Here is a 21,438-nt window from a genome sequence, read left to right as displayed (position 1 = left end):
ACACAAAATTCCTGACACGTCCTCGTGCAGGGCTTCGTCATCTAGGCTCGCGAGGACTTCGTCCTCCCGGCAGCTCTTTACAAAGTCCACCAACACCCGGTCAATTTCTGCTTCTGTTACCGCCGGAACTTCTTCGTCTGGCAATTGTTGCGTCGCAGCATACTTGTACGCCGTCTTCGTCGCATAACCCAACACGCTTTCAAGCAAACCATCCCGCTCAAGCTGCTCGGCCAAACCTAGTATGGCGAGGCGAGGGATACGAAGACCGTAGCGCTGTGCAACCTCGTCTGAGAATTTAGCAGCATCGAACATCTCGCCTGCCAGGTCTCTGCAGACCGGCGCGAAGAAGGGCATCAGCGCTTCCATCAAACCAGCGTCGTGCTTTCTTTGGAGCCTGTCGGCGAGCGCGCAGTATGCCAAAAGCGCACGCTTAGGTTTCTGAATTGATGTCATCTTTATCCGCTTTACGTCCAACCTGACTCGAAGTTTGCTACTGCCGGCCCACCGAACTTCACACGTAATGTTGCAAGTTTGACTCTTACTAGATACATGAGACCTCGTGGCGTCCACGCTATCCGCGTCCAGCGACCGAAAATAGCAACGCGAATTCGCGAGAAATACTGTCACAGATTCGCATAGACCGGTTGTGTCATCACGAGTCCAACTTGCTCCGACTCTTTCACCAACCCGCATTGCGCCAACAGAATCTGCGCATAGAGCTGGTCGACCAGCCAAACTCGCGCCCGTCATCCATTGGTCAGCCTAAGTGCTGCGGGGACAGTTAGAATGCCATAACGGCGGCACAGAGCAATCAGGCTAAAGTTGGGTGCGTAATCTTCCGTCTGTTGCGGAGAGCTGAGAGCGGAGAGCGGAGACGCGAGCCAGTGAGGCCTATCCAAGGCGACCACCTGCATGTTTTGGTTCGGTCGGCGACGATGGTATAGACACCCGCGCGATGTCATTCCCCGGCTAATAACCCTGTGTGCACTATTGGCCGAAGACGTACAACGCCGGCTAGGCATTTGGTAGCGGACAGGAGGCACCATGACCATTTGGAAAGTGCGGCTCAAAGGTGATGTCCGCGACCTTGAGTTTCTCGCAAAAACCCTCGAGACTGGTCCGCGCATGGTCACTCACAGTCGTGAGAGCCCAGCCTACCTATATGAGTCTGAATCATTTCACCAGTGTTGTTCCCCCGAGGAAGTAGAGCAACTTGCCGAACAGGAATTGGCAGTCCTGTCCGGCATTCTCAAGCTTGAGCGCAATGCTCGGGATAGTCTGACGTACGATGCAATCTACAAACCGAACCTCAGTGGCGGAGAAGACGTCTTTGTACGTATCCGAGATTCTATCGAGGCTCGGGCCGAGGTGGGCGCTATAGCAGTTGTTGCGTCCGATGCTGCTGGAAGCGTTGTAGGCAAGTCAGCGCTGCCACCGCCGCGCGCTGCGCTCCTCTTGCAACTAGGAGCAGATGATGAAGCGGTCGCTAAGGTGCTGCGTCTTCTGAATGGCCTCGATGCAGCGAGTTGGGTTGGGCTCTATCGAATTTGCGAAGTCATTGAGGCCGATGTCGGTGGGCAGCACAAGCTCGAGAAGCAAGGTTGGGGTTCCGCCGAGGATTTGAGGAGATTCAAGCATTCAGCTAATTCGGTGCAAGTTGGTGGCGACAAATCGCGCCATGGGAAAGAGCCTCAACAACCGCCAAAGAACCCGATGACATTGCCAGAAGCTGAAGGGTATGTGCGATACATCTTACAGGCGTGGCTCGCGCGAAAAGGAGTATGAAAGCGTTTGCCGCTTTTGCCCACGTGATGGAACCAAGTTTTGGAGAAGTCAGTCTATTCGAGCTGCCCACGTCTGGTAGGAAGTTTATCCGGGGTATTATTCTGGAACCCATTTTCATACTACGGAGAAAGCATGGCAACGTACAAGCAACTGCTTGCACAGAAGGAGGCCCTGGAGGCGCAGCTCGCCGAAGTGCGCTCAACTGAGGTTGCAGGCGCTATCGAGAAAATCCGGTCTCTGATGGCTGAGTTCGGTCTGACCGCGGAGGACATTGAAGGCAAGCGCCGTCGCGGCCGCCCGGCCGGCAGTGGTGCGGCTAAGGCTGCTAAGGAGCCGCTGCCGCCGAAGTATCGTGACCCTAAGACCGGTAAGACCTGGTCCGGACGTGGCCGGACACCGGCATGGCTTGGGAGGAATCCGAATCGGTTCCTCATCACTGAAGAGTAAGCCGGCAATTGCTCGGGACGCTATGTCTGAAGCGACCTCATACACGTTAGGCTCGAGGCGGAACACTAATGGTCTCACCTAAACGAGTAGCTGCATGGCGTCAGATTGCAGAGACGGACTTCGATAGCGCATTTCATCTGCTGCTCGGCCGGCTCATCCATGCGATTGCCCGGCTCGATTTCAACGTAGGCCTGCACCTTCGCTATTGGGGGCACGAGGAAGACCCCAAAATTCGCAGCTTGTTGAAACCTCAGACTTCAAAGCTTGCCGAGCGCCTGAGTGCCTTAGAGCAATTGATGGTCGCTGCTTGGTCGGTGGATGTTCAGGCCGAAGGTCAACAGGAGCTTGCCGCATGGTTTGAGCGCGCTCACACGGCAAGGGCGTTTCGGAACGAATATGCCCACGGACGTTGGGGGGTGCCCGGGAAGCATTTGCACACCGAATCGGGGAGACTGTGTGATGCGACTCCGCTGCTTGTCTTTGTGCCACTGGATTGGGACATGTCGCCCACTCGCGAGGACAAATCAATTGAGATGACGCTGGACGACTTTGCCGCGCAGGTTGAGGAAGCCGAACTGCTATCGGGCCGGTATTTGAACCTCGCGAGGAAGCATGGTGGTCACGTCGTCCACCTCAGGCAAAGGTTGAGTGACACCTGAGCGGAGTCCCGGCCTGAGAGTCATCCTATCTCGAAGAGAAGGGGGCGAAGCCGGGCTATCTCCCACGCGACACGGCTGCATCTACAGGCAACACTTTGCCCGTAAAGCTGGAAATTGGTTATAGCGGGCAGAGTCTTGCCGCTTAATGCGGAGCCTAGGAGGCCGGCACGTTCCGTCCTGGCCACGTCCTCCTCTGCTTGTGGTCCGTCTTGCACTGACCGGGTACAAAGCGACCGAATATGGCAGCAATCAAACGTTCGGCTGGTCTGGTTGTGATGCGTCAATTTGACGGCCAGTGGTGCTGTCTTGTCCTGCGCGCGTATCGGAACTGGGACTTCCCGAAAGGGCTACCCGAGTCTGGCGAAGAACTGCTGCATACGGCACTCTGCGAGACCACGGAGGAAACCGGGCTGTCTGACCTGGAATTGCCTTGGGGCGATGACTATCGGGAGACCGCGCCATACTCGAAAGGCAAGGTCGCACGCCTCTATCTCGCGCTGTCGAGCCAGGGTGATGTGAGTCTCCCGGTCAGTGCCGAACTTGGTCGGCCGGAACATCACGAATTTCGCTGGGTGCCGATTGAAGAGGCAGAAGAGCTCTTGCCGGCGCGGTTCTGGCCCATTCTGCAGTGGGCACAGGTTGTCATCGGGGCGGGCAGTAATTGACCTGCGAAGCAGGTGTTTAGCTAAGTTGGGGGCGCTTGCTGAACATGCGATTCAGTGGGTGACCGACACCACCTGCCCGGAAATGTCCTCCAAATTGCATTTCTGGTAGACCTGTGCAACCACCGCCGCCCGTACGCCTTTGGGGGGGGGCGCGTTCCATCGCTTCAAGCGTCTCCCACACCCATCCGGGTGAGAGCACCATCAAGCTGCCCAAAGGGCGCCTGGCTCTATGGTTATGGCGGGCTGGATGAGGTCGGCAAGACGGCAGTCGTGCGCGCCGGTCTGCCAGGCTAGCTGCCTGTCCTGTTGCCTGCTGGGCATCGCGGCCTGCCGTTGCCCGGGGGGAGTTTGGGTGAACATCGTGACAGGAGAATCTACCGCTCCCCCACTATGTTCGGACCCCGCGGGGCGCTGTCCTTGCACCCATCAGCCCCTCGGCCTGTCATTCAAGATAAAATCGTCCATTACCTCTTGCTGACAAGACGCCGAGCGTTATGTGCAAGCAAAGAAGCCAACGTGAATGGACAACCGATAGCTGATGCTTGACGACATCAAAAAGACACTCTGGGCGACGGCCGACAAGCTGCGGGCCAACATGGACGCGGCCGAGTACAAGCACATCGTGCTCGGCCTTATCTTTCTCAAATACATCTCCGACACCTTTGCAGCCAGGCGCGCCGAGTTGACCCGGCGGTTTGCCGACGAGAAAGACGAATACTTTCTGCACGACTGCGACGAGGAGATGCTCGCCGAGGAACTGGAGGACCGCGACTACTACCGCGAAGTCAATGTCTTCTGGGTGCCGGAGACCGCGCGCTGGGAGCACCTGCGCAGCTCGGCCAAGCAGACCGACATCGGCAAGCGCATCGACGAGGCGCTGACCGAAATCGAAGCGGAGAACCCCAAGCTCAAGGGCATCCTGGACAAGCGCTACGCCCGAGCGCAGTTGCCGGACGGCAAACTCGGCGAGCTGGTCGACCTGATTTCCACCATCGGCTTCGGCGAGGACGCCAGCCAGGCGCGTGACGTGCTTGGGCAGGTGTACGAGTATTTCCTCGGCCAGTTCGCCAGCGCCGAAGGTAAAAAGGGGGGGCAGTTCTACACGCCGGCCTCCATCGTCAAAACGCTTGTCGCAGTGCTTGCACCCCATCATGGCAAGGTCTACGACCCCTGCTGCGGCTCGGGCGGCATGTTCGTGCAGTCGGAAAAATTCATCGAAGCCCACGGCGGCAAGCTCGGCGACGTGTCCGTCTATGGGCAGGAATCCAACCCGACAACGTGGCGGCTGGCGGCGATGAACCTCGCCATCCGCGGTATCGACTACAACCTCGGACGCGAACCGGCCGACACTTTCTTGCGCAACCAGCACCCGGACCTGCGTGCCGACTTCGTGCTGGCCAACCCGCCGTTCAACGTCAGCGACTGGTGGCACGGCAGCCTGGAAGGCGACCCGCGCTGGGTCTATGGCACGCCGCCGCAGGGCAACGCCAACTACGCCTGGCTGCAGCACATGCTGTACCACCTGAAGCCAAACGGCCGCGCCGGCATCGTGCTCGCCAACGGCTCGATGAGCTCCAGCCAGAACTCCGAGGGCGACATCCGCCGCGCCATGGTCGACGCCGACGCGGTCGAAGTGATGGTGGCGCTCCCAGGCCAGTTGTTCTTCAACACGCAGATTCCGGCCTGCCTGTGGTTCCTCGCCAAGCAGAAGGCCACGCGCCAAGGTGAAGTGCTCTTCATCGACGCGCGCAAGCTCGGCAGCATGATTAGCCGAGTGCAGGCCGAACTGACCGACGAGACCATCGAGCGCATCGCCAATACCGTCGCCATGTGGCGCGGCGAGGAAGGCGCCGGCGAATACGCCGACATCCCCGGCTACTGCCGCAGCGTCAAGCTCACCGAGATTGCTGAGCACGGCCACGTGCTGACGCCGGGGCGTTACGTCGGCGCCGAGGAAGTCGAGAACGACGACGAAGCTTTTGCTGACAAGATGCAGAGACTCACTGAGAAGCTCGGCGAGCAGATGGCCAAGGGCGCGGAACTGGACCAGTTGATTCGGCAGAAGCTGGGGGGGCTGGGGTATGAGTTCTGACTCCACTAAGACCGTTCGTGACTTTGTATCACTTGTTCGAGGGACAACATACAAAGGAGACCTAGTTGGCAAACCTGGACCCGCGCTACTTGGATTAGGGTCAATTCAACCGGGTGGAGGGTTTCGGGAGGAGGACTTTAAGACGTACGGCGGTGATTGTCCTGCCAAGTTGATGCTGGCCCCCGGCGACTTGTTTGCATCGCTCAAAGGGGCAACTAAGGACGGGAAGATGATTGGTTCAGTCGCTCGAGTTCCGGACTCAGTTCCGTCCGGTCGACTGACCCAAGACACCGTGAAGCTCCAATTCCTCCAGCCGAACAAAGAGATAGAAAACTATCTTTACTGGGTGCTTCGCTCCCCCCAGTACCGTGAGTATTGCGCCGGCCGCGCAATGGGAAGTGCGGTCGTAGCAATGAGCAGAGAGGACTTCCTTTCGTATGAAGTCCCTCCCTTCACGTCTTTTCGCTCAAACACGGTCGATTTGCTTGAAGAGATTGAGAAAAGGGAGCGCCTCCTGCGCGAAACCAATGCCACGCTGGAAGCCATCGCGCGGACGCTGTTCAAATCCTGGTTCGTCGATTTCGACCCCGTCCGCGCCAAGCAGGAAGGCCGCGCGCCTGAAGGCATGGATGAAGCCACCGCCGCGCTGTTTCCGGATGGGTTCGAGGAGTCGGAGCAGCGGTTGGTGCCGAGGGGGTGGAGGGCGCGCTCGCTGGACTCGTTTGCCGACTATCTCAATGGCCTGGCGCTTCAGAAGTTTCCTGCCGAAGGCGAGGATGAGTATCTTCCCGTCATCAAGATTGCCCAGCTACGCGCCGGCAATACGCAAAACGCTGACCGCGCGAGCACAAAGCTCAAGGCTGAGTACGTAGTCCGGGACGGCGATGTACTGTTTTCTTGGTCAGGTTCGTTGGAAGTCGAGCTATGGTGTGGAGGCGAAGGTGCACTGAACCAGCACCTCTTCAAGGTCACCTCAAGCGAGGTCCCTAAGTGGTTCTATTACTTGGCTACCCGTCACCACTTGCCGGAATTCAGGGAAATTGCCGCACACAAAGCAACGACGATGGGGCACATCCAGCGGAAGCACCTCACGGAAGCGAAAATCGCTGTGCCTTCGCCGGAGGTTCTGACACGACTGACGGAGTTTGTTGCGCCCCTGATTGAGCTACGTATCGAAAACGCCGTGCGCATTCGAAGCTTGGGTGAGCTTCGCGACAGTCTGCTCCCCCGTCTGATTTCCGGGCAACTCCGTCTCTCCGAAGTCGAAGCGCTCGTCGCCTGAGAACGACCATGACAGAAGACCAACTCGAACAGGAAACGCTGGGCTGGCTGGACGATGTTGGTTACACGCGCCTTTTCGGGCCCGACCTCGCGCCGGATGGTGCCAACCCCGAGCGGGCCGATTACCGCCAGGTGCTGTTGCTCGAACGGCTGCGCGGCGCGATTGCGCGGCTGAACCCCGGCATCCCGCTTGCGGCGCGCGAGGATGCTGTGCAGCAGGTGCGGGACCTGGGCATCCCCGCGCTGCTCTCGGCCAACCGGCGTTTCCACCAGTTGCTGGTCGGCGGCGTGCCGGTCGAGTACCAGAAAGACGGTGAGACGCGCGGCGATTTCGTGCGCCTCATCGACTGGGCCGACCCGGCGGCCAACGAGTGGCTGGCGGTCAACCAGTTCGCCATCAAGGGCCCGCATCACGCCCGGCGCCCGGACGTGATGCTGTTCGTCAATGGTCTGCCGCTGGTGCTGCTGGAGTTGAAGAACCCAGCCGACACGAACGCCGACATCTGGAAAGCCTATGAGCAGATTCAGACCTATAAGGCACAGATTCCGGACGTCTTCCAGTACAACGAAATCCTGGTGATTTCCGACGGCTCGCAGGCGCGAATGGGGTCGCTCTCGGCCAACGCGGAGCGATTCATGCAGTGGCGCACTATTGACGGCGTCACACTCGACCCCCTGGGTCAATTCAACGAGCTAGAGACACTGGTCCGCGGCGTGCTGGCACCGGCCTATTTGCTGGACTATCTGCGCTTTTTCGTGCTGTTCGAGGACGACGGCGCGCTGGTCAAGAAAATTGCCGGCTATCACCAGTTCCACGCGGTGCGCGCGGCTATCCAGCAGGTGGTGACGGCGTCGCGCCCCGGCGCGAATCACAAGGGCGGCGTGGTCTGGCACACGCAGGGCAGCGGCAAGAGTATCACCATGACCTGCTTTGCCGCCCGCGTGCTGCAGGAATCGGCGATGGAGAACCCGACCATCGTCGTCATCACCGACCGCAACGACCTCGACGGGCAGTTGTTCGGCGTGTTTTCGTTGGCACAGGACCTGTTGCGCGAACAACCGGTTCAGGCTGGGACCCGGCAGGATTTGCGCGCCAAGCTTGCCAACCGGCCATCCGGCGGCATTGTGTTCGCCACCATCCAGAAGTTCATGCCCGGCGAAGATGAGGACACATTTCCCGTGCTCTCGGACCGGCACAACATTGTGGTCATCGCTGATGAGGCGCACCGCACCCAGTACGGCTTTGAAGCGCAACTGAAAGGCAAGCCTGGCCAGGAAAAGTACCAGGTCGGCTACGCGCAGCACCTGCGCGACGCGCTGCCCAACGCCACGTTCGTCGCCTTTACCGGCACGCCGGTCTCGAGCGAAGACCGCGACACGCGCGCGGTGTTCGGCGAGTACATCCACGTCTACGACATGCAACAGGCCAAGGAGGATGGCGCGACCGTCGCCATCTACTTCGAGTCGCGGCTTGCGAAGCTGTCGCTGAAGGCCGAGGACCTGCCGCACATCGACGCGGAAGTGGACGAGCTGGCCGAGGACGAAGAGGAAAGCCAGCAAGCCAAGCTCAAGAGCCGCTGGGCCGCGCTGGAAAAGGTCGTCGGCGCCGAACCGCGCGTGGCCGCCGTGGCTGCCGACTTGGTGGCGCACTTCGAGGAGCGCAACAAGGCCCAGAGCGGCAAGGCCATGGTGGTGGCCATGAGCCGAGAGATTTGCGTTCACCTCTACGACGAAATCATCAAGTTGCGCCCGGACTGGCACGACCCGGACCCTGAGAAAGGCGCCATAAAAATCGTCATGACCGGCTCGGCCAGTGACAAGGCGCTGCTGCGGCCCCACATTTACAGCGGCCAAGTCAAGAAGAGGCTGGAAAAGCGCTTCAAGGACCCGGTTGACAAACTGCGCTTGGTCATCGTGCGAGATATGTGGCTCACCGGCTTCGACGCGCCCTGCGTGCACACGCTGTATGTGGACAAGCCCATGAAGGGCCACAACCTGATGCAAGCGATTGCGCGGGTGAACCGCGTCTTCAAGGACAAGCAAGGCGGACTGGTGGTCGATTACATCGGCATCGCCAACGAACTGAAGAGCGCGCTGAAGGAATACACCGCGAGCCACGGGCGTGGCCGGCCCACCGTCGACGCGGCCGAAGCGTACGCCGTGATGGAAGAGAAGCTCGACATCCTGCGCGGCATGCTCCACGGCTACGACTACAGCGGCTTCCTCGCTGGTGGCCACAAGTGCCTCGCGGGTGCGGCCAACCATGTGTTGGGCCTGGAAGATGGCAAGAAGCGCTTTGCCGATACAGCGCTCGCCATGAGCAAGGCCTTCACGCTCTGCTGTACGCTCGACGAAGCCAAGGCCGTACGCGAGGAAGTGGCCTTCATGCAGGCCGTGAAGGTCATCCTCACCAAGCGCGAGCTGAGCGACAAGAAAAAGACTAACGAGCAACGGGAACTCGCCATCCGGCAAATCATCAGTTCGGCCGTGGTGTCTGAAAAGGTAGTGGACGTCTTCGAGGCGGTCGGGCTCGACAAGCCCAACATCGGCATCCTGGATGAATCCTTCCTCGCCGAAGTCCGCAACCTCCCAGAGCGCAACCTCGCCGTGGAACTCCTGGAGCGGCTGCTGGAGGGGGAAATCAAGAGCCGCTTCTCGGGCAACGTGGTGCAGGAGAAAAAATTCTCCGAAATGCTTGCCAATGTCGTCACACGCTACCAGAACCGCGCGATTGAAACCGCTCAGGTCATTGAAGAGCTTATCGACATGGCCAAGAAGTTCCACGCCGCTGCTACCCGAGGCGAGGAACTGGGCTTGACCGAAGACGAAATTCGATTCTACGACGCGCTTGCTAACAACGAATCTGCCGTCCGGGAGCTGACTGACGAGACGCTCAAGAAGATTGCCCATGAGCTCACCGAAAGCCTGCGCCAAAACATCACGGTGGACTGGTCGGCGCGAGAGAGCGTGCGGGCCAAATTGCGGCTGATGGTCAAGCGCATCCTGCGCAAATACAAATACCCGCCGGACCAGCAGGACGGCGCTGTGGAGTTGGTGTTGCAGCAGGCCCAGGCGTTGGGTGAGGCTTGGAGCTAGTTCCCGACACGTATATCCCGCTACTGCTCGCATTCTGCTTTGTAGTCTAGTCACAATCGCCCGAACATGGCAGCAATCAAACGCTCGGCAGGTCTGGTTGTGATGCGGCAATTCGACGACCAGTGGCGCTGTCTCGTCCTGCGCGCATATCGAAATTGGGATTTCCCAAAAGGGCAGCCCCAGCCCGGCGAAGAACCGTTGCAGACGGCACTACGTGAGACCACAGAGGAAACGGGGTTGTCTGGGCTGGAATTGCCGTGGGGTGAGGACTATCGAGAAACCGAGCCTTACTCGAAAGGCAAGGTTGCTCGCCTCTATCTCGCGCTCTCGCGTCAGGGCGATGTGAGCCTCCCGGTCAGTGCGGAGCTTGGTCGGCCGGAGCACCATGAGTCTCGCTGGACTTCCTTCGATAGAGCACAAGAGCTCTTGCCGTCTCGGTTCTGGCCCATTCTACAGTGGGCACAGGATGTCGTCGCGGCGGGGGAGTGTTTGAAGCTACCTGCAGCTGGTAACGACACGTGAAAACATCGCGTGCCCGGGACACATTCCTAGAAGACCAGTCTCGACGCATTTTGAACGAGGCGTAATCGGTGCAACGTTGTCGAATCCCGTCTTCTGACGGGTCGCAAGTCGAAGACTAAGCTAGTCGGTTCAGCGGTGGGCTTAGCAAGGTAATGAGCCTCGCCTCGAGCAGCTTGCTCGCCGGAAGCTCGACGCTGCCGACTGGCAGAGCCAGGATAGCAAGTGGCTGGCTCGCCCATATCTCAACCGTGCTTCCATTGCCCAGTGCGGCCGTTATCGCCAACTTCACCCGATTGTCCGTATCCTTCACGTACGGATTTCCGTAGCGGTAGCCATTGAACCGCGAAGCCATGCCCGCTCTGGTTTCACCGATGTACATGACGATATTATCCGAGATGAACGCGTAGACTACGTGGCTCCGGTTTGGCCAGCCTGAATACAACTCATACCCGATGCCAAATGGGCATTCTGGCCTGAGATGCGCGACCGATTGGTAGTTGCCACGGACCCAAAATCCAACTTGGCAAAGCCCATGGTCTGTCAATGTCTCTTGCATAGGTTTCTCGCTTTCGATGTCAATCTCTGGGCGCTTGACGGCGCCCAGCTTGAGTACGGGACGCTACAGACGTCGCGGCGAGGCAGCATGCACGCGCGGGGCGGAGGTCGAGGTGACGCGCCGGCTGGGGGAGGACCTCCGGAAGGGTCCGGCAGAAAATCCGACGCGCACACGGGGCCCGCGGAATAAATCCGATGGGTACGCGGCCCGATTAGGGGCAGCAGCAGACAAACTGCAGTGTCCCCCTGACGGCCGGCAACTCAGTGCTGAGTCCCCCCCAGATACCGCGCCAGGTCATTCGCAATCTTCCCGCAACACTTCACGTAAGGCCGTTTGGACCGGCACGCGCAGGCTGCGGCTGGCGTTTCGCCATGCACCAACATCCATTGTGTGACCGCGATGGTCTTCATGATGACGTCGTGCCAGGCCAAGGCTGGCCCTGACAGCTCGATTTCGCCCGTTTGCCCGGCTCGTCCACCAAAATTCAAGAGCTTGAACCGCGCCTTGCAGGCAAGGAAGAAGTCCTGCACTAGCCGACTATCCAAAAGCGCTTTCCGAATGTTGTCCCGCTGGCGGCCGCTGGTGTAGACAGCTGCAGCATCCGGAAGAAACGTCATGCCGGTCAACCCTTCATTCTGCGGCGTCAGGTCGACGAGCGTGCCGTCTGGCGACTTCCAGACAGCATGATGCTCTGCTTCGATATAGACATCCGGCCATTCCCAAATGGCCCACCCTAGGACCAGCTCGCCCCCATCAGTTCGCACTTTCGCCAGAACGTTCTCGAAGCACTCAAGCGGCCGGGCGCCGGGCGCCGGTGCCTGCGAGACGTTGACTGGCTTTCCATGCGTGATAGAGGCACAGAAGGCTCGGACGTGAGGAAGATTCGGGTCGGCAGCGATTGATTTGGCTTGCATAATTCCTAGCGTCAAGAAACTCCGCATAGCATACTGACTTCGAATCCCAAAGTCCTCCCACCGTGCGGGTCGGTATCTGATACTTTTTTTGCGCCTTCCGCCCGCCAAGCTGAACAAGGCTGGCGGGCCCTTAGCCAGCTTCGGAGATGTCGCTACAGGTCTGCCGCCGCGGGTGGGAGCGCGATACGGTCGATAATGACCTCACTAATGAAAACGCCCCTTTCGTTTCGCTACCCCTTTGAAGGACATCCCGCGCCCATCCCGATGGTGGGTCTCTTCAGCTTTCTCCCGGGGGCGTACCTCAAGCTGTTTGGCTTGCAGATTCATGCCGCATTCGAGGACCGCGGCCTGGGAAACCAGTACAGGCGCCTGAACCGTCAGACTGAGGATGGCCCGCCAAAGGAAAAGTTCGTCGCGAAGGCGCTTAATGAAATCCTGGACGAGATTGCCTCAGACAAGGATGCGCCCTCCTTGTTTGCTGACGTCAAGCAGGCCCTTGACGGGTGCGAGCAGGCTAAACAGCGAGTCGAGCGACTGACTTTTATCGAGTCGCTGCTTATCGGGTTTGGCATCGAGCCGGACACGTGGCAGCGACGACATTGCCACTTGGCCCTGATGGAACGTGCGGGCCGGCGCGCCCAACAGCTGTTCGAGGCAGGCGACACGCCTGGCGCTGTCGAGTACATCACCACACACCCCCTGTTGAACGCATTGGTCTGGCCTGAAGCGCAAGAGGTGCTGCGCGGAGCGACCAGCCTGAATGACCTGCGTCCGCTGACAATCGCCATGGCCATGGATGCCCACCTGGGATGGCTGGCCGCCTGGGACCTTGATGACGCTGAAAACAGGGAGTTACCCGCGCCACAATTTGCCGGCCTACTGCCCTCAAGGATGCACCCGGGTCGCAACCCAACCAGCCTGCTCTTCGACGAACTGAAGCGCCGGCTGGAGGTGTCGACCATCACAGAGATGATGGACCGCGGCCATCGCGTGCCGGATGTGGAGGTTGGGACGCTTTACAGGTGGAGTGCGGGGAAGAACTTTCCGGACACAGTAACGATGTCGAAGGTGATGGAGGCGCACGGGTTCCTGGACGACCGGGACATCCTGTACCGGCAGTTTTCCGCGGCAAAGCTCATCAATTTGCTGGGCTGGCTGGGTCAGGACATTGCGACCAAGACACGGGAGCACGGCGAGCCCTCGGTCTTGTGGCCGTGGCCCGCCTACCCCTTTGGCCATCCTGATTTCGAGTCATGGGCGGCCGAACGCTATCCGTTCTGGCTTGCGTTTCACCAGGAACAGGGCGCTGCCCTGGCCGAATTGGCCAAGGCAACGCAGAACAGCCAATAGCGACAGCGTCACTTGCCCTTCGCCGGCGGGTTGTTGCCGCGATGTTTGCCTGAACTTTCGCCGGTGCGGCTCGGCCAGTTTGGATTGCTCTTCGCCGGCGGATGGCCACGACCGTCGTTCGGCCGGTTCTGAGCGCCCTTCGCTGGCGGATTATTGCCACGGCCGCCACCCGGCGGGTTGTTGCCGCGGCCTCGACCCGAGGGGTTGCCCGTGCGGCTAGGCAAGTTCGGATTGTTATGGTCGACGTGGATGATGCGCATGATGGTCTCCTGGTAGGTTAGGTCGGCTAGTCCCGACGGGGGCCACTATCGCCTCCAGGAGCAGAGCAAGCTATGGCAATGTTTTACCAAAATATGGAGGCGGTTGCTCCAGTAGCCCACCTCGAATAGGAGGGGCTACGCTGCCGGCTCTGTCCCTGGCCGGTCAGCTTTAACTCGTCGGACACCGTCGTCAAATCCCCAGAACCCCATAGACTTTGCACATTGCAAACGGTCGGGCTCGGCCTAATCAAGATTGTTCCCATCTGCCGGCTCCGCCCGATACACCGACCAGAAGTGCGAGTGACGGTGGTGCTGACCTACGCGCACACCCTGCGTGTTCCGCTGGATGAGCGGCAGATGTTCGCTTCACCACTCGCGGATTGCAGAACGGAGCGCACCTCTCCTGTGATGCGCATCCCGAGCGGCTTTACGAGTGCGTGGGTCCACACCAGCAAATCTTGCCATGTCTCATCCAGAAGTGAGACCGGCAACCGACTGTGCGGTCCACAGATGGGGAGAGGCTTGGAAGGCGAGTCCTGTTCCCGGCGAGATTCCAACGCGGCCGTTGGCCGGCCATCATTGGGAGCTGGATGGTGTCTCCGCAGCCGCATGGGCACATGAGCGCCGCAAGCCAGTAGTGACCATCTTCACCGACCGCGTACAGCTTCCGAGGCTTAAGTTCATCGGGCAAGTCGTCAACGGTAATGACCGTGTATCGGCCTCGGATGGCGTCAAGGCAGGCCAGACCTTGCATCCAGAGACGTGAAAGCAGTCGTTGCATCTTTACAGGTCCACCAATCCCAGCAATGGTTCATTTGCCCCAAATCCAACTCGTTTGGCAAATGCCGGGCAAACCTCGCCGTCACCCTGGTTGCTGCTTACGAGAGGGTCGGACAGGCTAATGCGCCGCTGCGCGAATTCTGAGTTTGGGTCCACGCGAAACGGCGTTAGACGTGCGAGCAGTTCGTTGACTGCGTAAGCTGCCACCAGCATGTTGAGCGAGATTACGGCAGGGCGGTCGACGGCCACGCCTTTCACGTACCCGGATTTCTCCATTTCCCGGTATCTCTCCGGCTCGTGCTTCTTCATGAACGCCGCATCCAAGTCGGCCTGAGAATAGACACCGCGGCTCATCAGGCTCGAGCCGCCAGGTAGCACAGTGTGGATTGCGCCGGTGACCTGGTCGACGTTACCTTTCCCGTCGGCATCGATGCGAACCCCCATATCGATAAGTGGAATCAGGAAGTGCGAGGCTATTTTGTTGAGGATGTGTCGACCGTCCACCGAATCCACACACCCGAAAAGAACATCGCACTCGGCGAGCGCGAGAATGGCCTCTCTATCGCTGATGTCGCGTGGAAGGGCGTGCACCGTCGTGCCGAGGTCCATGTCTGCGATGGCATTTTGAGCAAGCTCGACCTTCAGCCGTCCTTTCTCTGCGTCGGACGCGCGAGCATTAAGAATGCGATTCAGGTTCTTCCGCTCGATATGGTCTGGGTCAACGACTACTAGGTGACCTACACAGTTGCGCGCAAGCTGCTCCACGACGATGCTCCCGGTGCCCGAAGCACCGATAACGCCGATGCGTAGTCGCTGTAGGGTGCGATAGGTACCTTCGCCGAACGTCTGGATAAGGCGCAAAGCATGTATTGGGACATCCTGGCTGAAGGGCTCACTATCGCTGCGGTGCACGAAGTCAAAGTCGTCGCCCGCAATACGAAACAGGTCGATAGGTGCGCCGAGATTGCCCTCGATGACATCGCGTCCGAAGAAGCTACCATCGGGGAGCATGACGACGCTCGCACGTCTCTCGCTGTTATCCAGCACGTTGTCGACCGCCGAGAAGAACGCGCGGTCAGATTCGTCGTCATACCGCGAGAATTCTGGGTAGCCATTGGGGTGGCTGTGAAACTTGACCACCGTCAGCTTCGACTTCAACGCGCGGCTCAAAGCCGGAAGCACGACATCGACGGACCACGCGACGGTGTCGGATTCCCGCAGCCGGCATGCTTCGTAGGGCACCGGGACAATCTCGTGAACAAGGAGCTGATTGCGATGTGTTCCGACTGCGCTGCCGCACAGAGCAATGGCGACCGCCTCTTTCCCGTCGCCAGGAAAGAGGTGGCGGCGCAACTGCTCCCGGTGCTTGCCCGACATCGCCAGCACCGAAAGGCGCTTGCTCCTCGTCATTTCGTCAGTTCCGCCGTCAGGAAATCGTCAACCAGCATCATGTGGGTTGCCATGTTGTCGATGCCTTGGCGCCACGTGCTGTTTGCGGTGCGATGCCGGGACCAGCCTTGCCAGGTCTTACCCTCAAAATCGTTCGTTATCAACGACCGGATACCTACGCCGTCGACCCGCGCCAGCGGCGGGTGGAAGTAGACCATGTCAATCTGGGCGTCCGGATAGCCATGCGGGAGAATCACGAACGCATCGACCTTGGCGGGTGCGAAGCCTTGGGGCGGTTCGAACCCGCGCAGCACGACGCGCTTTACTTCAGCCTGGGCGACAGCCTCCCACGTGTAGCCCTTGCTGTTCAAGTACTCGATGTCTTCTTCCAGCATCGTGAAGTCCGCGCGGACCGGGCCTTCGCCCTCCTGGACTTCTTTCGGAATCGTTGCGAAGCGTTCCACGCCAGCGGCGGTGAAGTCGACAGTCTCGCTCGCTCCAACCGGCAGCATCTGGCCACCGACCTTCTGGGACAGCAGATAGCCCGCGCTGGTCTTACCCGCCAGGCTGAGAATCTGCTCGCCGGTCATGCGCGGAACATCGACGACGTAGCGTTCCTTGTCGATGCGAATCTGGTACTTCTTGCCGGGAGGAATAGGTTTCTTCTCGCGGACGAACAGTTCCACATCGATGATTTCGTCGCCGCCGTGGCTCGCCGCCTCGACGTTAGTGATTTCTTTGCCGCTTTGCTCGTAGGCAGACATCTCAAAACTCCGTGGTGTCGAATTGACGGGCGCCAGAAGGCGATGTTGACGTTTGGCCGGTTGGATGCCAGACTGCGTCTTACATGTGAGACAGTCTGGCATGGCCCGTTTCATATGTCAAACGGTTTGTGTCTCACATGTAAGACAAGGAAGAGATGGAACATGTGAAGATTGAGGTGCTTGCCCAGCACATCCTCCAACGCAGAGACGGGCGCGGCATTCGTGAGGCCGCCAAGGAAGTCGGCATTAGTCCAGCGACCCTATCCCGCGTTGAGAATAAGAAGGTCCCCGACCTTGAGACCTTCGGAAGAATTTGTGCATGGCTCGGTGAAGACCCCGCGACATTCCTCGGACTAGCCCCGGCGCCGTCTTTGGCTGCCAGGGCTCAAGTGCATTTCAAGAAAGAAACGGCAATACGTCCAGAAAGCGCCAAGGCCTTGAGCGACATGATTCTTCTCGCTCAGGAGGCGCTCATGAAGGAAGAGGTCTGAGCGTACTGTGCAGCGTGGATATAAAGCATGGTGCGAGCGGTTTTCAGCCGCAACTCGCAGTGAGCTCGGACTGCCCTCAACCGCGTCCCTAGATGCCCGGCAACTGGCAGCGCATTTGGGAATTCGTGTTTGGACACCAGAAGATGTTCCTGGTCTGCCACGTGAGACCAGGGAGGTGCTTTTGCGCAATGACGGTACGCCGAGTTGCTGGTCTGCGGTGACGCTCGTCGTAGGCGAGAAAACTCTCGTCATTCTGAACTCGTCCCATTCACCTGGGCGACAGGCAAGCGACCTGATGCACGAGCTTGCTCATCGTATTCGGAATCACGAGCCGGAAGAGATGAGTATTTCCTCTGAGGGGCTGATGCTACTTAAGGCCTATGACAAGGAGCAGGAGGAGGAGGCCGATTGGCTGGCCGGCGTGCTTTTGCTGCCACGAGATGCCCTAGTCTATATCCGTCGTGAAGGCATGTCCGACGAAGAAGTCATCGCAGAGTACGGCGTGAGTAAGAGGATGTACACCTACCGCTTGTCAATGACGGGCGTAAATCGACAGTTTCGCAGAAGTTGAGCCCGGACACCGGCTTGGTTCTCGGTCGCCGTCGCGTAGGGCCGACTCTTGGAGGGGGCAAACTTACAAGGAACTTTCGAGGCGCTTCTCGTCAGCAGACTTCTGTCCGGCTTTCAGTCGGTGCGTTCAAAGCTAAGGCCGGAACTTACGCGCGCAAGGTTCTCGAACAGCTGCGCATTGACCTGTCCTGGTTGTCCTCTTTTCTGGAAGGCAACCGCTATAACCTGACCGAAGAGCTGTTCACGCGCGGAACCGCAGGCTGCGACGCCGACACGGTGATGCCGCCCGCTCAACCACAGGGCCGCCATCGAGTACCTCGTGGACGCCTTTCCGCTGCAAGGCTTATCCTTCCACGACAGCCCCTGTTGGTGCAGGGGCGCAGTCGTGACGGAGGTAATTGCTTCCGTCCGTTTCGATAATGGTCTGGCGCGCATGTCTCCAAGAGGCCAGTTCGGCGGCGTGCGGCTGTTACCCGGCCGGGTCCTGTTACTCGCACAGTATGGGTTGCGCGGTGAGCCTGAGGAAGGCTACTTCAAGCTCACGGCCGAGGGCGCGCGTCGGCACAGGGTACTTGACAGGCCTGATGCCGGAAGAAGCTCGTCACGTGATGACTAGGCCCATCCGAAGCCTGGCCGCTTCGGTTCCGGCGCATCGAGAATTGGGTCAGAAACTGGAACCAGCGGGTCGAGCCAATCAGCTTTCGCCCGTGCCCAGGAAAGCCAATCGACTTGTTCAGCAGATGGGCCTCCCGTCGCAGCCGCCTGTTTTTCCACCGCATTCGCATAGTCTCGAAGCCGGGCGGCGCGTTCCCAGTTTATCGCTTGCGACTCGAGTAGTTTGAAGCGCTCAACCTCAACAGTGAGCTGGTTCGTCAGAAATTCATAGTGGTCGACAGCGCGTTGGTGAGCTTCCCTCCGACGAGCCTCTTCCCGTTGCTTCTGATGGGTCTGCCGTGCCAGGTCTAGGATGCCCGCGACGACTTCGCCTAGGCGCTCCTCAAGCCGAGTTCTCGGGGTGTCCTTCCACGACGACCTCGATGGCCAGCGGCCGACTTCAATTGTCAGGACTCCCGTTGGGGTGAAGTCATATCTGGGGATTGTTGGGTACTCGACGGAGCTATCCCACCGAGACCGCCCCCAATAGCGTTTTTGTGCACGTTCCTCCGCCGGTGTAGTCACATGGGGGAGTCTCTTCACGTGCTCGGCTAGTGAGAAAGTCATTGTCGTTCCGGTTTCAAGCCATTTGATGAGCGTCTCGCCCTGGTCTGGATTGACTTCAAACTCGAAGCCCTGCGTGGCCAGCAGCTTAATCAGCGCATCGACGATGCCGAGTGTCCTACCGAGTGACACCTTTGTTACGGATAGATTGAGAACCTCCTTGGGCGCAGACCGCAGCAAAGTGTTCTCTGGCCAGCCGTCTCGTCGGCGCAATCGCACGGACGCAGCGCGAACGAGCGGGTGCAGAGAAGAGGATGCTCGTTCTGGTAAGGGCTCTACGTTTAGTTCCTTACGCAGTCGTGCAGACGCTTTTCTCGTAGTCTCTCGGATTTCTGCTTGCTCTGGCGGAAGCTTAACCAGACCCGTTCTCGACAAGTGTTCGTGTTTAAGGTCGGGGAGCGGGACCCGGTTCATAGTTCTTCCCGCTCTGACTTTTGCCCAGTAGCCTCGACTAGGCAGGGGAATTGCCAATGTCCGGCAAATCTTGGCAAGCCCGACATCCGACAATCCGTATCGTGGCGCCACGACAGTCACCGGGTCCGTCCAGACTTCGTTGTAAAGCGATTCGCGGTCGACTGGTTGGGTTGCTTCTTTCACCCTTGCCTCCCATCATCAAACAACCATGCCAATCGAACGGCGGGTGACTTCCCTTGTCACCGCGGGGGTGGAAGCGCGAATCTGGTCGCTCCTGATGCTTCTCGCACCCCACCAGGCCAGCCGCGAAGCCTTAGAAGACCATTTCGGTCTTGCACTTGCGAGTTTCTCCGCCAAGGACAGAGACCATGCAATTGTCTGCTCCTTCATGAAGGGATGGGAGCGCATCAGAGATGCAGCGGCAAGGAGTCGCAGGGTGCCAAGCAACTCTCGCATCGTTCTGACGTCCAGCGACTTCCAGGTGAATGAAGTCACCGGTCGAGGATAGTCTCGTTTCCACAACATCACCCTCTTGAGGGGCGCCGGCGGAAATCACATGAGGCAGAGTGATGACATCCGCTCAATCCCGGTCCAAGTATGCCAAGGCGTCGACGTCGTCCTTCAGTTCAGCAACTACAGTATCGGTTTGTCTGGGAAATTGTCAGGTGGTGGCTCTTCGCATTCATTGCATTTCTGGGCGCCCAAGCTATCAACACGATTTCTTGCATGCCGGTCAGTAGGCTAGCGACGGTGAAGTGCGAACCTGCGTTTCCACTATTGAATGCCGTATGGCCAATTCTCGTTGTCGTTGGTGTGGCAGCAGGCGTCTGGCGGTACTACCGTGACCATCACTGCGGCGACATGTACCGCGATTTCTACGATTGATGGCTGTCATCGCGTGACCACTTGGACAAAGCTCTTCGTCAGAGCATTCCTTGCTGCCACCGTTGTTGTGGTGGCTGCCATTGTGGCGCGCTACATTTACCTCCGTGTTGCGCCAGAAGGTGATACAAGCATGGAGACCGTGCGTGATATTGAGACGCCGACACCTATTTGCGCACCTGGCCTCCAACGGGACTCGCTCAGCCGCAGCGCCGCAGACTCAGATACCCTGTCCCTTAGACGCACTTGTCTCGAGTCGTAAGGGGGTGCGCCCCATCAGAGCGGATTCTCGACGCTCACCGGCTCCGCCCGGTACACCGTCCAGAAGTAGTGCGAGTGTCGGTGGTGCCGGGCTCGCATCCTCTTCGCGAAGAAGCGAACCCTTCCTGCAGGTCCGGCGTCCATTTCGACCTCTTGATGAAGCTCCTGCGTTAATGCCGCGGGCGGCAGCAGGCTCACGGCGGCCGAAACATACTCTCCAGGGATGCGTGCGAGGATGCCGTTTGCTCCCGGCACTGGCGGCTCGTTAAGGCTGTCTCCTCTGAGATGGCACTTCGAAGCCAGATGGCTGTTTCCCATGATGCTATTCCTCAAATCCCGCTACCTCGGCAGTCCAAAACCCCATTGCAACCGACGACCATTCTCAGCGCGACTTCGCTACGTGACATGAAGGCGCACGTGTCCTACACCCGGCCGGGCCCGACGCGTACCCCTTGTTTGTCGCGCTGGATGAGCGGCAAATGTCCGAACGCCCTCAGCCGTGCGAGGTCTTGCCGCGTCGAAGCGGGGGCAAGCAGGCCGGCCAGGGCGGCGGACTCGATGCCGAACGAGCCGCATGACGGGCAGGTGTACTTGAACCCACGTAGTGGGGACGACCGTATCCGTTCCGCGGCAGCGCCGCACAATGGGCAATTCGCTGGTTCTGGAAGCATGGCCTGAATGAAGCGATACTGTATGGATATACAGTAGTATAGCGGAGCTTCGGCCAGAGGGAAGGTTGTTGCAACCAGGAGCAGCGGATGGCTCACAAAAGCAAAGACCGCATCGAGGTAGTTGACCCGTGGGTGGTGCTTCAAGAGAGGCTGTGGGTCTGCCAAGAGGACTCTCCATCCTGGCCAATCAGCGAAGGTAGCACGCGCATCCCAAAAATCTTTACGGCGAAGGGTATGGGGTGAGCCCTGCTGCACTGCGGCTTTGTCGACATCGAAAAGCGTCCATCCTGCGTGTCTTAGCGAGCATTACAATGCTTGAGGGCCGCAAATCCTCAGCTGCAGCGGTAAGGCGGCAGAATGAATACTGCGAT

20 protein-coding genes and 1 pseudogene are annotated in these 21,438 nt (G+C 59.2%); 12 read left to right on the top strand and 9 right to left on the bottom strand.

What is annotated here, in order from left to right:
• Window positions 1-453: hypothetical protein (locus tag K206_RS0130080; RefSeq protein WP_155888333.1), on the bottom strand; the 453-nt coding region annotated here is incomplete at its 3' end.
• A 591-nt stretch (window positions 454-1,044) separates the two neighbouring features.
• Between K206_RS0130080 and K206_RS43225 the strand changes: the two genes are divergently transcribed.
• The 8 genes from K206_RS43225 (at window position 1,045) to K206_RS42050 (ending at window position 10,547) form a co-directional block, all read left to right on the top strand.
• Window positions 1,045-1,785 carry a hypothetical protein gene (locus K206_RS43225; RefSeq protein ID WP_155888331.1) on the top strand — a complete coding sequence of 247 codons (741 nt, stop codon included), beginning with the start codon at window positions 1,045-1,047 and terminating at the stop codon, window positions 1,783-1,785.
• 132 nt (window positions 1,786-1,917) lie between these two features.
• A complete protein-coding gene (locus K206_RS42065; RefSeq protein WP_081651563.1) occupies window positions 1,918-2,232 on the top strand; it encodes an H-NS histone family protein in 315 nt (104 codons plus the stop codon).
• A 68-nt stretch (window positions 2,233-2,300) separates the two neighbouring features.
• Window positions 2,301-2,891, top strand: coding sequence for a hypothetical protein (locus K206_RS43220; protein WP_155888329.1), 591 nt, complete (start codon window positions 2,301-2,303; stop codon window positions 2,889-2,891).
• Between the two features lie 239 nt (window positions 2,892-3,130).
• Window positions 3,131-3,556 carry an NUDIX domain-containing protein gene (locus K206_RS42060; protein ID WP_081651562.1) on the top strand — a complete coding sequence of 142 codons (426 nt, stop codon included), beginning with the start codon at window positions 3,131-3,133 and terminating at the stop codon, window positions 3,554-3,556.
• A 538-nt stretch (window positions 3,557-4,094) separates the two neighbouring features.
• Window positions 4,095-5,648 (top strand): class I SAM-dependent DNA methyltransferase, encoded by a 1,554-nt coding sequence (locus tag K206_RS0130060; protein WP_020206039.1) that lies wholly within the window; start codon window positions 4,095-4,097, stop codon window positions 5,646-5,648.
• Between the two features lie 292 nt (window positions 5,649-5,940).
• Window positions 5,941-6,930, top strand: a complete 990-nt coding sequence (locus K206_RS39700) for a restriction endonuclease subunit S (protein ID WP_231401708.1) — start codon at window positions 5,941-5,943, stop codon at window positions 6,928-6,930.
• Window positions 6,931-6,938: 8 nt separating this feature from the next.
• Entirely contained in the window at window positions 6,939-10,025 is a 3,087-nt protein-coding gene (locus K206_RS0130050; protein WP_020206037.1) for a type I restriction endonuclease subunit R, read from the top strand.
• A gap of 66 nt (window positions 10,026-10,091) precedes the next feature.
• Entirely contained in the window at window positions 10,092-10,547 is a 456-nt protein-coding gene (locus tag K206_RS42050; RefSeq protein WP_081651561.1) for an NUDIX domain-containing protein, read from the top strand.
• A 115-nt stretch (window positions 10,548-10,662) separates the two neighbouring features.
• Here K206_RS42050 and K206_RS43215 read toward each other — a convergent pair whose 3' ends face one another.
• Both K206_RS43215 and K206_RS43210 read right to left on the bottom strand, forming a co-directional pair.
• The gene (locus K206_RS43215) at window positions 10,663-10,926 is read right to left on the bottom strand and encodes a hypothetical protein (RefSeq protein ID WP_155888326.1); all 264 of its coding nucleotides are present in this window, start codon (window positions 10,924-10,926) and stop codon (window positions 10,663-10,665) included.
• A 437-nt stretch (window positions 10,927-11,363) separates the two neighbouring features.
• On the bottom strand, window positions 11,364-12,017 hold the full coding sequence (locus K206_RS43210) for a hypothetical protein (RefSeq protein ID WP_155888324.1): 654 nt from the start codon (window positions 12,015-12,017) through the stop codon (window positions 11,364-11,366).
• Between the two features lie 207 nt (window positions 12,018-12,224).
• Between K206_RS43210 and K206_RS0130035 the strand changes: the two genes are divergently transcribed.
• A complete protein-coding gene (locus K206_RS0130035; RefSeq protein ID WP_155888322.1) occupies window positions 12,225-13,367 on the top strand; it encodes a hypothetical protein in 1,143 nt (380 codons plus the stop codon).
• A gap of 8 nt (window positions 13,368-13,375) precedes the next feature.
• Here K206_RS0130035 and K206_RS42045 read toward each other — a convergent pair whose 3' ends face one another.
• The 4 genes from K206_RS42045 to K206_RS0130025 all read right to left on the bottom strand — a co-directional run bounded on the left by K206_RS42045 (window position 13,376) and on the right by K206_RS0130025 (window position 16,560).
• Window positions 13,376-13,627 carry a hypothetical protein gene (locus tag K206_RS42045; protein ID WP_081651560.1) on the bottom strand — a complete coding sequence of 84 codons (252 nt, stop codon included), beginning with the start codon at window positions 13,625-13,627 and terminating at the stop codon, window positions 13,376-13,378.
• Between the two features lie 427 nt (window positions 13,628-14,054).
• A complete protein-coding gene (locus tag K206_RS44775; RefSeq protein ID WP_369796937.1) occupies window positions 14,055-14,381 on the bottom strand; it encodes a DUF6527 family protein in 327 nt (108 codons plus the stop codon).
• Window positions 14,382-14,410: 29 nt separating this feature from the next.
• A complete protein-coding gene (locus K206_RS0130030) occupies window positions 14,411-15,817 on the bottom strand; it encodes a ThiF family adenylyltransferase (protein ID WP_020206033.1) in 1,407 nt (468 codons plus the stop codon).
• Window positions 15,814-16,560 (bottom strand): multiubiquitin domain-containing protein, encoded by a 747-nt coding sequence (locus tag K206_RS0130025; RefSeq protein ID WP_020206032.1) that lies wholly within the window; start codon window positions 16,558-16,560, stop codon window positions 15,814-15,816. Before K206_RS0130025 ends, K206_RS0130030 begins: the two co-directional genes overlap by 4 nt.
• Window positions 16,561-16,715: 155 nt before the next feature.
• Between K206_RS0130025 and K206_RS0130020 the strand changes: the two genes are divergently transcribed.
• From K206_RS0130020 to K206_RS44425, 3 genes and pseudogenes are all read left to right on the top strand, one after another.
• Window positions 16,716-17,051 carry a helix-turn-helix domain-containing protein gene (locus K206_RS0130020; RefSeq protein ID WP_020206031.1) on the top strand — a complete coding sequence of 112 codons (336 nt, stop codon included), beginning with the start codon at window positions 16,716-16,718 and terminating at the stop codon, window positions 17,049-17,051.
• A 7-nt stretch (window positions 17,052-17,058) separates the two neighbouring features.
• Window positions 17,059-17,622, top strand: a complete 564-nt coding sequence (locus tag K206_RS44770; RefSeq protein WP_369796936.1) for an ImmA/IrrE family metallo-endopeptidase — start codon at window positions 17,059-17,061, stop codon at window positions 17,620-17,622.
• A 137-nt stretch (window positions 17,623-17,759) separates the two neighbouring features.
• Window positions 17,760-17,970 (top strand): annotated as a pseudogene (locus K206_RS44425) (Fic family protein); the annotation flags it as partial.
• 263 nt (window positions 17,971-18,233) lie between these two features.
• Here the strand turns inward: K206_RS44425 and K206_RS42030 are convergent.
• Together K206_RS42030 and K206_RS42020 are read right to left on the bottom strand one after the other, a co-directional pair.
• Window positions 18,234-18,971: a hypothetical protein gene (locus K206_RS42030; protein WP_196812938.1), complete on the bottom strand. Its 738-nt coding sequence runs from the start codon at window positions 18,969-18,971 to the stop codon at window positions 18,234-18,236.
• A 1,440-nt stretch (window positions 18,972-20,411) separates the two neighbouring features.
• Window positions 20,412-20,714 carry a hypothetical protein gene (locus K206_RS42020; protein ID WP_081651557.1) on the bottom strand — a complete coding sequence of 101 codons (303 nt, stop codon included), beginning with the start codon at window positions 20,712-20,714 and terminating at the stop codon, window positions 20,412-20,414.
• Between the last annotated feature and the right edge of the window lie 724 nt (window positions 20,715-21,438).

The organism is Cupriavidus sp. WS (assembly GCF_000395345.1).
Taxonomy (GTDB): domain Bacteria; phylum Pseudomonadota; class Gammaproteobacteria; order Burkholderiales; family Burkholderiaceae; genus Cupriavidus; species Cupriavidus basilensis_B.
This window is presented reverse-complemented; position numbering and strand designations above follow the sequence as displayed.